9 protein-coding genes and 1 tRNA gene are annotated in these 12,254 nt (G+C 71.9%); 6 read left to right on the top strand and 4 right to left on the bottom strand.

The annotated features are described in order from the left end of the window. Window positions 1-49: 49 nt before the first annotated feature. Complete coding sequence (locus tag DJ010_RS07930) at window positions 50-1,159, bottom strand: response regulator (RefSeq protein ID WP_158282971.1); 1,110 nt, start codon at window positions 1,157-1,159, stop codon at window positions 50-52. 17 nt (window positions 1,160-1,176) lie between these two features. Beyond that, window positions 1,177-2,721 carry a sensor histidine kinase gene (locus DJ010_RS07925; RefSeq protein WP_146207284.1) on the bottom strand — a complete coding sequence of 515 codons (1,545 nt, stop codon included), beginning with the start codon at window positions 2,719-2,721 and terminating at the stop codon, window positions 1,177-1,179. A gap of 206 nt (window positions 2,722-2,927) precedes the next feature. On the opposite strand from DJ010_RS07925, the gene DJ010_RS07920 reads away from it, so the two are divergent. Next, window positions 2,928-3,001: transfer RNA gene (locus DJ010_RS07920), tRNA-Pro, on the top strand. A gap of 16 nt (window positions 3,002-3,017) precedes the next feature. Here the strand turns inward: DJ010_RS07920 and DJ010_RS07915 are convergent. After that, complete coding sequence (locus DJ010_RS07915) at window positions 3,018-4,700, bottom strand: putative bifunctional diguanylate cyclase/phosphodiesterase (protein WP_109693055.1); 1,683 nt, start codon at window positions 4,698-4,700, stop codon at window positions 3,018-3,020. A gap of 222 nt (window positions 4,701-4,922) precedes the next feature. On the opposite strand from DJ010_RS07915, the gene DJ010_RS22030 reads away from it, so the two are divergent. The 5 genes from DJ010_RS22030 to DJ010_RS07895 are packed head-to-tail and all read left to right on the top strand — an operon-like array spanning window position 4,923 to window position 11,360. Then, window positions 4,923-5,075, top strand: coding sequence for a hypothetical protein (locus tag DJ010_RS22030; RefSeq protein WP_158282970.1), 153 nt, complete (start codon window positions 4,923-4,925; stop codon window positions 5,073-5,075). After that, window positions 5,072-6,061: a hypothetical protein gene (locus tag DJ010_RS07910; protein WP_109693054.1), complete on the top strand. Its 990-nt coding sequence runs from the start codon at window positions 5,072-5,074 to the stop codon at window positions 6,059-6,061. The genes DJ010_RS22030 and DJ010_RS07910 overlap by 4 nt, the downstream gene beginning before the upstream one ends. A 58-nt stretch (window positions 6,062-6,119) precedes the next feature. Further along, on the top strand, window positions 6,120-7,913 hold the full coding sequence (locus DJ010_RS07905; RefSeq protein WP_109693053.1) for an aldehyde dehydrogenase family protein: 1,794 nt from the start codon (window positions 6,120-6,122) through the stop codon (window positions 7,911-7,913). Continuing rightward, window positions 7,894-9,705, top strand: coding sequence for a patatin-like phospholipase family protein (locus DJ010_RS22905; protein WP_109693052.1), 1,812 nt, complete (start codon window positions 7,894-7,896; stop codon window positions 9,703-9,705). The genes DJ010_RS07905 and DJ010_RS22905 overlap by 20 nt, the downstream gene beginning before the upstream one ends. Beyond that, complete coding sequence (locus tag DJ010_RS07895) at window positions 9,702-11,360, top strand: FAD-dependent oxidoreductase (protein WP_109693051.1); 1,659 nt, start codon at window positions 9,702-9,704, stop codon at window positions 11,358-11,360. Before DJ010_RS22905 ends, DJ010_RS07895 begins: the two co-directional genes overlap by 4 nt. Here DJ010_RS07895 and DJ010_RS07890 read toward each other — a convergent pair. Continuing rightward, window positions 11,344-12,240 carry an adenylate/guanylate cyclase domain-containing protein gene (locus tag DJ010_RS07890; protein ID WP_158282969.1) on the bottom strand — a complete coding sequence of 299 codons (897 nt, stop codon included), beginning with the start codon at window positions 12,238-12,240 and terminating at the stop codon, window positions 11,344-11,346. The genes DJ010_RS07895 and DJ010_RS07890 overlap by 17 nt on opposite strands. Between the last annotated feature and the right edge of the window lie 14 nt (window positions 12,241-12,254).

Raw genomic sequence — 12,254 nt, 5'->3', positions numbered from 1 at the left:
CGCAAAGTAAAGAGCGACCGCCCACTCCCGCGCTGGCATTTGCGGAAACTCAGCTCGCGCGCTCGGCCTGCTCCGCCATCACCGAGGCGACCATGCCGACCACATCGATGCCGACGCCCTTCTCGGCGAACCGCGCCGCACCCGCGGCCAGCACCCGGTCTGCCATCAGGCTGTTGGCGAAGCCGGAGACCACGATCACCTTCGCGTCGGGCACGCTCTCGCGGAGCGCGGGCAGGGCCTGCAAGCCGTCCATCTCCGGCATCGCCAGGTCGAGCACCACGACGTCCGGACGGAGCTCGGCGGCCAGGGCGACGGCCTGCTCGCCGTCCGCGGCCTCGCCGACCACGTCGTAGCCGGCGCGCTCGAGCTGGAACCGCATCAGCTCGCGCAGGTCGTGGTAGTCGTCGGCCAGCAGCACCCGCACCTTGGCGGGCTCCGGCGCCTGACCGGACGCCGGGACCGGGGTGATCCCGGCGGCGGCGGTCGAGCGGACCATGCTGCCGGCCTCCGGCTCACCGTCGGGTCGGTCGAGGAGCAGGTCGCCCATCATCCCGCGGGCGGCGCGGAGCGTGCGGTCGAGGTACGACGCGACCGCGTCCAGGTCACCGAGCTGGAGCGCCAGCACGGCGGCGCTGATGCCCTGCACGACGTTGTCGTTGATCTCGAAAGCGTGGCGCCGCCGTACCTGCCACTCGCGCAGGCTCGCGGCCAGCTCCTCGTTCGCCGTCTCGGCCTGCACCCGGTCGGTGATGTCGACGCACGTGCCGCGCATCCGGACCGGCGTGCCGTCCTCGTCCTTCACGACGACACCGTTGGTCGCCAGGTGCCGCACCTCGCCGTCGGGGCGCACGATCCGCTCGGTGATCGTCCAGCTCCCACCGGTCTCGTAGACCTGCCGGTGCATCGCCGTGACCGCGTCGCGGTCGTCGGGGTGCACCATCGACAGGAACCGGTCGTACGACGCGTTGAACTCCTGCGGCTCATAGCCGTAGATCCGGTAGAGCTGGTCCGACCACGAGTTCGTGTCGCTCTCGATGTGCCAGTCGTAGTCGCCCATGTTCGCGAGCTGCTGGGCCGCCGCGACCCGTGCCCGGAGGTCGGCCAGCTCCTGACGGGTCGCGTCGAGCTCCTCGTGGAGCCGCTCGGTGGTCTTCCTCATGGGGATTCTCCTCGGGGTCATGCGCTTGCCATTGCTTTCGGAAGGTCGAACTCGAAGACGGAGCCGGGCCCGTCCTCGCGGGGGAGCGCGCGCAGCGAGCCGCCGTGGCGCTCGACGATGCGGCGACAGGTGCTGAGGCCGAGGCCGGTGCCCGGGTAGCCGTCCTCGTGCGCCCGGCGGAACGGCTCGAAGATCCACTCGCGCGCGCCGGCCGGGATGCCGATGCCGTTGTCGGTGACGCGGACGACGACCCGTCCGTGCACGTGGTGGGCCGAGACCGTGATGTCGGGCCGCTGGCCGGGCAGCACGTACTTCAGTGCGTTGCCCACCAGGTTGTCGATCAGCTGGCGCAGCAGCACAGGGTCGCCGGAGACCGAGCGGACGCCCAGCGTCCGGACCTGACCCGCGGCGCCGTACGCCTCGGCGACCTCGGCGACCAGGGCCGGCAGGTCGACGACCAGCGGGCGAGCGTCCCGGTCGCGGGCGGAGGCGTCGGCGAGCAGGCTCTCGACGAGCGAGCGCATGTGAGCGGTGGCGCGTTCGAGTCCGGCGACCATCGGCGCCGTCGCCTCCCGAGTGGCGGACGGTCCGGAGGCGAGGACCGCTGCGAGCTCGGCGGTCCAGCTCTCGGTGACCGTGATCGGGTTGCGCAGGTCGTGCGCCACCCGTTCGGCGAACGTCGCCATCTCCTGGCTCATCGCTGCGCGCGCCTCCCGTGCCGAGGCGAGCAGCAGGCCGATGAGGAGCGTCATCGCGACGAACAGCTGGGCGAGGATGATCCGGACCCCCTCGTCCTCGAGGTGGGAGAAGGGGCCCTCGCCGACGTAGGTGAGCAGCAGGATCCCGGCACCGCCTGCGAGGGCGTGGATCGCCACGGGCAGGGACGCGAACCGGCTACCGGCCCACACCGCTACCGCAGGCAGCAGGAAGCTCGTCGGGAGGAAGGTCGAGTAGTCCAAGGCCACGAGACCGGCTGTCGCGGTGAACAGCAGGACCAGCTCGGCCCAGCCGCCGAGGGACGTCGTACGCCGCCCGCCACGGAGCCGCTCGATGACGAGCAGGGAGGCGATGCCGACCCCGGCCACGCCGCACACGTTGCGTCCGAACCACACGACCAGGTCGTCCGGCGACACCGCGCTTCCCGCGACTGCACTGGCGGCGACCCCGGCGGCGACGCCCACCAGCGACCCCAGAACCACGGCGCCGAGGAAGGTGCCCATCGCGTGCGGCGACCGCGTCGGCGGCGTCCCCAGACGGACGCCGTCGGCGTTCCACCGGCGGTAGGCCAGGACGATGGTGAGCACCGCGACGACGTTGGAGACAGCCAGCACGGCAGTGGCCTCGACGCTGCGGTCGGCGATGAGCGACGCCGCCACTCCCACCGAGACGAGCAGCGGGACGTCGACGAACCACTCCCGGGGCGATGGGCGGGTCACCAGCCAGGCGACCGCCAGGCCGCCCGCGGGCCACACCAGGGCCATCGGGTGGCTGTCGATGACGCTGGCGCGGCCGACGACGGCGGCGAGCAGGTACAGCGCGACCAAGCAGGCACGCTTGCCCACGCCTTCCACGATCACCGCACGCTCCACGATTCCCCTCCGCCGTCGACGCTAGGACGGCGTTGGGCCCGGGGGAAGCGGTTCGTCGCAGATGTGCGCGATCGGGGCCGGGGTCCTAGTCCGAACGGGCTAGAGGGGCGGATTCTGGCTGAGCAGACCGCCTGCGGTAGTGTTCCCACCGCTTCGGACGGCGATCCCGGACGGAGCTTCGGGCTGTGGCGCAGTTTGGTAGCGCACTTGACTGGGGGTCAAGGGGTCGCAGGTTCAAATCCTGTCAGCCCGACCGAGGTTGTCGCAGGTCAGAACACGCTGATCTGCTGCACCGTGCGGACGACGTCCTCGGTGGGGACGCCGCGGCTGTAGTAGAAGCCCTGCATCTCGTCGCAGCCGCGGTGGCGCAGGTAGCGCTCCTGCTCCGCGGTCTCGACGCCCTCGGCGACGACGGTCATGCCGAGCTCGTGCGCCATCAGGATGATCGCGTCGACGACGGGGGCGGGGTCGTCGGGGACCAGGTCGGTCACGAAGGAGCGGTCGATCTTGATCTTGTCGATCGGGAGCCGGCCCAGGTAGGCGAGGTTGGAGTAGCCGCGGCCGAAGTCGTCGACGACGATCGAGACGCCGAGCTCGCGGATCGCCTTCAGCGTGTCCGGCACTCCGGACCGCTCGTCCATGAGGATCGACTCGGTGATCTCGAGCTCGAGCGCGGCGGGCGGCAGGCCGGAGTCGTTGAGGGCGCCGGTGATCTCGCCGAGCCAGCTCGCGCTCTGGAACTGGTGGGGGGAGACGTTGACCGCGACGCGCAGCGGACGACCGAGTGCGCGCTGGATCGACGCGACGTCGCGGCAGGCCTTGCGCAGCACCCAGCCGCCGAGCTGGACGATCATGCCGCCGTCCTCGGCGATGGGGATGAAGCGGTCAGGCGTCACCTCGCCGAGCTCGGAGTGGTGCCAACGGGCGAGGGCCTCGATGCCGACGACGCGGCCGGTCCGGACGTCCACCTGCGGCTGGTAGGCGACGGAGAGGCCGCCGTCGCGCAGTGCCTGCCGCAGCGCGGAGGCCAGGGCGAGAGCGTCCTCGCCGGGCTCGGCCAGGTCGTCGGTGTACCACTGGAAGTTGTTGCGCCCGGACGCCTTCGCGTGCTCCATCGCGAGATCGGCGCGCTTGAGCAGTGCGGCCGGGTCGGGTCCGCCCGGCGGGTGCACGGCGCCGCCGATGCTGACGGTCACGGCCAACGGGTGGCCGCCGATGGAGACCGTCGTCAGCAGGTCCTCGAGCAGGACGTCCACGCGGGAGGTGATGGCCTCGGCGCGCTGGAGACCGGACAGGACGATCGCGAACTCGTCGCCCCCGAGGCGGGCGACGACGTCGGTGGCGCGGACCCAGGACCGGAGTCGGTCGGCGATGCGGGACAGCAGCTCGTCGCCGGCCTGGAGGCCGAGCGCGTCGTTGACCCGCTTGAGGTGGTCGATGTCGACGACGAGGACGGCGACCTCGTTGCCATCCTGCTCGGCCGCGGCGATCGAGTCGCCGAGGTGGCGCAGCAGGCGGGCCCTCGTGGGGAGCTTGGTCAGCGGGTCGTGGTTCTCGAGGAACTCCACCTCGGCCCGGTCGAGCTTGCGCTGGGTGATGTCGTAGGCGACGGCCAGGTAGCCGACCGGCTCCTCGCTCGTGCCTTCCAGCGCGGTGATGGTCTCGCACACCGGGACCTTGGCGCCGTCCTTGCGGAGGTAGACCCACTCGTGGTCGCCCACAGCGGTAGCGAGCACCTGCTCCCAGCCGCCCGTCGACGCGCGGTCCTCGGCGTCGATCTTCCCCAGCGGTCCCCCGACGAGCTCCGCGGCGTCGTACCCCAGCAGCCGCTCGGCCGCGGCGTTGGCGCTGATGATGCGACCGTGCGCATCGGTCGCCACGATGCTGAACGGGATGCTGTCGAGGATCGGTGCGGCGTCGATGACCTGCCGCAACCGGCTCTCGTCGGTCATGTGGCTCTTTCCCTCGTTCGTAGGCGGCCGCTCCCTGAGACTGCCCGACCCTTCGAGTGTAGGAGGCGGGGCGCCTCCCTGTCGGGAAACGGCCGATCCGGCCGGGGACCGTCGCGGTAAAGAAACGCCGATCCTCGGACGACGCGGGTCATCCGCCCTACTCTCGAGGTGGAGGGGGTAGAGATGCGGAGGATTCAACGCGCGTCCAGAACGATGATCCTGGTGGCCGTGGCGCTCGCCGTGGCGCTGGCCGTCGTGGTGGTCGTCTGGACGCCGACGAGCGCGGTGCCCATGCTGGTGTCGCTGGTGTCGGCCCTGGGTCTGGCAGTGTTCTGCACGTGGGCCGTGGTGTCGCTCGACCGAGGACGGCGTTGACGCGGATCGGCACGGTCGCGGTCCTGCTGGCGCTCGTCGCCTGCACGACGAGCGAGCCCGGTCCGTCCGCGGCCGCTCGCTCGGCGCCGCCGCCTGCTGCGCCGGTGTCCGGCTGCCCGGCCTTCCCGGCGGACAACTGGTGGCACGCCGACGTCTCGGACCTCCCGGTGCACGACCGCAGCGAGGCCTGGCTCCGCAACATGTCGCCCGGGAGCGAGCTGCACCCGGACTTCGGGCCCTCGTTCGGCGACGGCCCGAACTACGGGATCCCGGTCACGGTCGTGGGCGGGAACCACCGCAAGGTCCGGGTCCGCTTCGACTACGCCGACGAGAGCGACCGGCAGCGCTACCCGCTCGGCCCCGACACCAGGATCGAGGGCGGCCGACGCAGCAGCGGCGACCGGCACGCCATCGTGGTCGACAAGGACCGGTGCCGGCTCTACGAGACCTGGGCGACCCGGGTGCGCGACGGTCGCTGGCGGGCCGGGTCCGGCGCCATCTGGGACCTGCGGTCCAACGACCTGCGGCCGGACGGCTGGACATCGGCGGACGCGGCCGGGCTGGCGATCCTGCCCGGACTGCTGCGCTGGCGCGAGGTCCGTGCCGACCGGATCGACCACGCGATCCGTTTCACCACCGACGTCACCAGTCGTTGGCACCTGTGGCCGGCCCGGCACGACGCCGGGTCTCGAGACTCGCGCAGCTACCCGCCGATGGGAGCACGCTTCCGGCTGGCCGCGGACTTCGACACCCGGGGGTACGGCGCCCTCGCGCGCCGGGTGATCCGGGCGATGCAGACCTACGGGCTGGTGCTCGCCGACAACGGGAGCCCGTGGTACTTCCAGGGCGAGCAGCACCGACGGTGGCCGGTGCGCCTGATCGAGGACCTGAAGCGGATTCCTGCCCGTGAGTTCGTCGCGGTCGACACCTCCTCGCTCATGGTCGACGAGGACTGCGGGGCGGTGGAAGCAGCGGGTTGCCGCTGACCCGCACTCATCCTCGAGGAGCCTCCCCAACGCGCGGGCGAAGGTCCAGAATGTCGCCATGAGCCTTCCGGGATTCTTCGACGCGCTCACCGAGGAGCACAGGCAGACCGTCGCCAAGCTGTTGGTCGACGTCGAGTTCGAGGCCGGCACGACGATCTTCACCGAGGGCGACGAGGGCGACGCGGCGTACTTCATCGACGAGGGCGAGGTGCGCATCGAGCGCGAGCTCCCCGAGGTCGACACCGAGTCGGTGCTCCGCTACGAGGGGGCGGGTGCGACGCTCGGCGAGGTGGCGCTGCTCGACCGGCTGCCGCGCTCAGCCACCGCGGTCGCCGAGACCCCAGTGCGAGCCCGCACCATCTCCACCGCGGACCTGGACGACCTGGCCCGGCGCGACCCCGCTGCCGCGCTCGGCATCACCCAGGAGCTGGCCCGGGACGCAACCGCGAAGCTCCGGCGGCTGACCGAACAGGCCTCTGACCTGATGTTCGCCGCGGCGCCCGACCCGGTGGTCGACGAGCTGGTCGGCAGGGCGACGTCGGCCCAGGCCGCGTTCGCCGACTGGCCGGAGGACCGCGTGGACGCGCTGCTGGGCCGGCTGACGTCGGTCTTCCTCGAGCACGCCCAGGTCCTGGCCGAGGCGACGGTCGAGGAGACCCACATCGGCGACGCGGGCGACAAGACGCTGAAGAACATGGTCGCGGCGCAGGGCGTCTACGACTCGCTCGTCGGCAAGGTCGGGGCCGGCCCGATCGCCACCGACGAGGCCGCCCAGGTCACCGAGATCGCGCACGCGGTGGGCGTGGTGTTCGGGCTGGTGCCGGTGACCAACCCGGTCGCGACGGCGTACTTCAAGACGCTGATCAGCCTCAAGTCCCGCAACGCGGTGATCCTCAGCTTCCACCACGCCGTGCTCGGCGTCGGCAACCGCGTCGGCGAGCTGATCCGGCAGGTGCTCGAGGAGGAGGGCGCGCCGTCCGACCTGGTGCTCTGGGTCGAGAAGCGGGGGAGCCGCAAGCTCACCCAGCAGTTCATGAGCCACCCGGGCGTCGGGTTGGTGCTCGCGACCGGAGGCGCGGCGATGGTGCAGGCCGCCTACAGCTCCGGCACGCCGGCGTTGGGAGTCGGCCCCGGCAACGCACCGTGCTGGATCGCCCCCGACGCCGACCTGGCGGCGGCCGCGGGCTCGATCGTCATGTCGAAGTCGTTCGACAACGGCGTCATCTGCGGGGCCGAGCACAACCTGGTGGTCGACCGGTCGGTCCGCGACGACTTCGTGGCCCAGCTCGAGGGCCAGGGCGCCGCCGTGCTGTCGCCGACGGAGGCCGAGAGCTTCCTCGCGGCGGTAGTCGACCCCGCGACCAACCGGTTCCGCGGCGAGATGATCGGCCAGTCGGCCGCCACGATCGCGTCGTTCACCGGCATCGAGCGGCCCTTCGACATCAAGGTCGTCGTGGTGCCGGCCGAGTGGGACGGGGAGGACTCCGCGCTGGCCGGCGAGAAGATGACGCCGGTGCTGTCGCTCTTCGAGATCGGCGGCGACGACGAAGCCATCGCGCTGTCGCTGCGGCTGCTCGACTTCATGGGCAGCGGCCACACCTCGATCGTGCACAGCCAGGACCCCGACCGGATCGCGCGCTTCGGGGCGGCGATGCCGACCAGCCGGATCCTCGCCAACTCGCCCGGCGCCCACGGCGTCTTCGGCGTCACGACCGGGCTGGTGCCCTCGCTGACCCTCGGTTGCGGCACCTTCGGCGGCAACTCCACGACCGACAACGTCACCTACACGAACCTGCGCAACGTGAAGCGGCTCGCGCGGCTGGTCCAGCCCGATGCGGACCATCCGGGCTGAGCCCCGCCACGCGGTCGGGGCGCTCGCCGGCTGCGCGGTCTTCCAAGGCATGCCGGAGCAGCGCCTGGAGGAGCTGTCGCGCTCCATGGAGTGGACGGTGCTCGACCGGGGTGAGGTGCTGATGCGCACCGGAGAACCGGGCGAGGACCTCTACGTCGTCGCGGGCGGACGGCTGAACGTGTCCCTCGTCGGCGCCGAGGGCACCGAGACCGTCGTCCGCGAGATCGGCCGCGGCTCGACGGTGGGCGAGGTCGCGCTGCTCACCGGCTCCCGGCGTACGGCGACCGTGCGGGCCGTGCGCGACACGCTGGTCGGACGACTGTCGCGCTCGGCCTTCGAGCGACTGATGGAGGAAGACCCGCAGAGCGCTCTCCGGCTGACCCGGGTCGTGGCCGGCTGGCTGCTGCCGGGCAGCCCGCCCCGGCGTACCAGCGCTCCGGCGACGATCGCGCTCGTCCCGACCGGCGGCATCGACGTGCAGGAGGTGGCCGCCGTCCTCGGCGGTGCCCTGCGGATGCGCGCCCTGGACCCGGTCACCGTCGACCAGGCAGTCGGTGCCGGCGCGGCCCGGTCGCCGGCGGGTTCGCCGGACGAGCGCGCCATCGCCGACTACCTCGACGCCGCCGAGGTCGAGCACCCGCGCGTCGTGCTGATCGCTGACCACGAGCCGGACTCGCCGTGGACCGAGCGGGCACTGCGCCGCGCCGACCGGGTGCTCGTCGTCGCCCCGGGCGGGGTCCGTCCCGACCGCGCCGCCCGCCGGATGATCACCCGGGTCGCCGTCGTCGCGCCGGACGTGCCGCGCGAGCTGGTCTTCGTCCGCGAGGCCGGACGGCCGACGCCGGGCATCACCGCGCTGTGGCGGGAGGCCGGGGACTTCGCGCGCCAGGCGCACCTGCTGGCCAGGTCCGAGGCGGACTGGACGCGGCTGGCCCGTCACCTCACCGGCACGGCGGTCGGGCTGGTCCTGGGCGGGGGAGGAGCGCGCGGGTTCGCCCACATCGGCGTGCTCCGCGCGCTGACCGAGGCGGGCATCGAGATCGACCGGATCGGCGGCAGCAGCATGGGGGCGCTCATCGGAGGGCTGTGGTCGATCGGGCTCACCCCGGAGGAGATCGTCGAGGTCAACCGCGCCACCTGGCACGAGATCCGCCCGCTGAAGGGCTTCACGCTGCCGTTCGTCGCGCTGCACGGCTCCCGCCGCAGCCGGTTGGCGATGGCCGAGGCGTTCGGGTCGCGGCGGATCGAGGACCAGGCGCGCGAGTTCTTCTGCACCTCCACCAACCTCACCCGCAACCGGAGCCAGGTCCACACCAGCGGTCCGCTCGCGCGCTACGTGCTCGCGAGCATGTCGATCCCGGGTGTCGTGGCGCCGGTGGTGGACCGCGGCGAGCTGCTGGTCGACGGCGGCGTGCTCGACAACCTGCCGGTCGACCCGATGAGCCGCACCGGTGTCGGCACCCTCTACGCGAGCGACGTCTCGCCGCCGCGGACGTTCTCGGTCGACCTGCACTGGGAGGACGCGCCCGGCATCCTCGACGTCGTCCGGCACAAGATGCGGCAGTCGGCGGGCACGGCGTTCCCCAGCCTGGTGCGGATCCTCGAGCGCACGGCGACGCTCGCGAGTGACCGCGCGGCGGCTGCGCAGCGGACGCGGAGCGATGTGCGGTTCATCGCCCCACCGGTCGCGGCGTACGACACCCTGGACATGCGACACCTGGACGAGATCGTGGACGTCGGCTACAAGGCGGCCGTCGACGCGATCGCCGACTGGAACGAGGAGAACCGATGACGGACCCCGCGAAGCCGTTGCGCGTGGTGTGCCTGGGTGGCGGGTGGACCGCCATCTACCTCGCCCGCTCCCTCAGGAAGGCGATCAAGCGGGGCGACGTCGAGCTGACGATCGTCAGCCGCGACAACTTCCACACCTTCCACGGGTTCATCGCCGAGATGCTCACCGGCAAGGTGTCGCCCACCAACATCACCAGTCCGGTGCGGCGGCTGTTCCCGCCCGCGCGGTTCCACAATGCCGAGATCAAGTCGGTCGACGTCGAGCAGCGCACGGTGACGACGTCACGGTTGCTCGACGGAAAGGAGCAGGTGCTCGAGTACGACCACCTCGTGGTCGCCCTCGGGTCCATCGACGACCTGTCCCGCTACCCGGGCATCGCCCAGCACGCCTTCCAGCTCAAGACGTTCGCCGACAACTTCAGGGTGCGCAACCACCTGCTCTCGATGCTCGAGCTGGCCGAGATCGAGACCGACCCGGTCGAGCGGCAGCGGCTGCTGACCTTCATCGTCGTCGGCGGCGGCTTCGGCGGCGTGGAGGTCGCCACCGAGCTGATGGACTACTTCCGTCGGCTGGCCCGCAAGGAGTACTCCGGGATCGACCCGGCGGACCTCCGCGTGCTGCTGGTGCACTCGGGGGAGCGGATCCTGCCCGAGCTCGCCACCCGGCAGCCGAAGCTGATCGGGTACGCCGAGCGGACGATCGCCAAGGGTGGCGTCGAGGTGCTGACCGGAACCCGGATCACCGCGGCCACCCGCGACGAGGCGATCCTCTCCGACGGCACCGTCGTTCCCACGCGCTCGATCATCAGCTCCTCGGGCACCGCGCTGTCCCCGTTGCTCGACCTGATGCCCTACGAGCGCGACGCGCGCGGCCGGGTCATCACCGACGAGAACGTGCGGGTGCCCGGCACCGACAATGTGTGGGCCGCGGGTGACTGCGCCGCCGTGCCGCACCCGCAGGGCGGCACCTGCCCGGCGGTTGCGATCTACGGGATGTACGGCGGCCGTCAGATCGGTCGCAACATCGTGCGTCAGCTGGAGGGCAAGCCGCTCAAGCCGTTCACGTTCGCCGGGCTGGGCGACGCCTGCTCGCTCGGCCGGCGCAAGGCGGTGTCCCACCTCAAGGGCCTGCGCTTCTACGGGCTGCCGGCCTGGATCCTGTGGCGGCTGTTCTTCTGGTGGTTCGTGCCGACCAGGGAGCGCAAGGCCGACATCCTCTTCGACTGGCTGATGGCGCCGTTCTTCGGCCGCGACATCGTCGGGGTGCGGGTGGCGACGCCCTTCGGCCTGCGTCGGGAGCACTACGAGACCGGCCAGGCGGTGGTCCGCCAGGGCGAGGTCGGCCAGCAGATCTACGTGATCGCCAGCGGCAGCGCCGAGATCGTCCGCGAGACCCCGGACGGGGAGGTGGTGGTGACCGGTCTCGGCGCCGGCGACCACTTCGGCGAGAAGGCCGTCTTCGAGGAGACCCGCCGGACGGCGACGGTCCGGGCCACCTCCCCGCTCGAGGTGTTGTCGCTGGGCCAGGCCGAGGCCCGCGCACTCGCGGAGACCATCCAGACGTTCGGTGCAGCCGTGCGGGAGCTCCCGAACGAGCCGGAGCACAACCCGGCGCCGCTCCCCGGCGACGCCGCGCCGGTCACTCCGGCTGGGTGAACTGCATCCGGGTCTCGCCCACGGCCAGCAGGTCGCCGTCCTCGAGCGGCCGCGCGGTCGTCAGCCGCTCGCCGTTGACGGTGGTGCCGTGCGTGGACTGCAGGTCGGTGAGCACGAATCCCGCCGGGGTGCCGGTGATCGCGCAGTGGTGGCGGCTCACCAGGTTGTCGTTGAGGACCAGGTCGTTGTCGGGCATCCGGCCGATGCGGAGACCGTTCTCGTCGACCGCGATCGTGCGGCCGTCCTCCATCAGCAGCTCCGCCGCCGCGACCGCCGCCGGTCGGTAGAGGGTGCGCGCGACGGCCGCCGCGGCCGCGCCCGAGGTCCCCAGCGACTTGATCCGCGGGAACGACGCCAGCATCCCCTCGGCGTGCACCTGGAAGAGCCGCTCCTCCTCGGCCAGGTCCTTCAGGGGGTGCACGCCCAGGTCGGTGATCTCGATGCCGTCGGGGCGGGTCTCGAAGTCCTCGACCACGGCCTGCGACACCACGACCTGGCCGCCGTTGGCCGCACCCATGATCCGCGCGGCCCGGTGCACGTCGTAGCCGACGTAGCTGCCGTCGTAGGACGAGACCGGTCCGACGTGGATCCCGGTGCGGGAGCGGATCGGCCGGCCGCCGGGCCAGTCCGCGGAGGCGAGCTCGCGCTGCGCCTGCATCGCCGCGGCGACGGCGTCGCGCACGGCGCGGAACACCACGAAGAAGCCGTCGCCCGCGGTGTCGACCTCCTCGCCGTCATGGTCCTTCCACGCGCGCCGACAGGTCTCGCGGTGCAGCCGCAGCACGTCCTTCCACCGGTCGCCCAGCCGGTTCGCGTGCAACGTCGAGCCCTCGATGTCCGAGAACAACATGGCCAGGCGCTGCTGCGAGAGCTCGCTCACGTCCGACATCCTAG

Origin of the sequence: Nocardioides silvaticus, assembly GCF_003160695.1 — a bacterium.
Classification (GTDB): domain Bacteria; phylum Actinomycetota; class Actinomycetes; order Propionibacteriales; family Nocardioidaceae; genus Nocardioides; species Nocardioides silvaticus.
Note: the sequence above shows the minus strand (reverse complement) of the source record. Positions and strands in the feature narration are given on the sequence as shown.

Excerpts from the sequence above, each read along its gene's own strand:
- DJ010_RS07895 (WP_109693051.1), top strand. The coding sequence starts at position 9,702 with ATGACGGACCCCGCGAAGCCGTTGCGCGTGGTGTGCCTGGGTGGCGGG.
- DJ010_RS07905 (WP_109693053.1), top strand. The coding sequence starts at position 6,120 with ATGAGCCTTCCGGGATTCTTCGACGCGCTCACCGAGGAGCACAGGCAG.
- DJ010_RS22905 (WP_109693052.1), top strand. The coding sequence starts at position 7,894 with ATGCGGACCATCCGGGCTGAGCCCCGCCACGCGGTCGGGGCGCTCGCC.
- DJ010_RS07930 (WP_158282971.1), bottom strand. The coding sequence starts at position 1,159 with ATGAGGAAGACCACCGAGCGGCTCCACGAGGAGCTCGACGCGACCCGT.
- DJ010_RS07915 (WP_109693055.1), bottom strand. The coding sequence starts at position 4,700 with ATGACCGACGAGAGCCGGTTGCGGCAGGTCATCGACGCCGCACCGATC.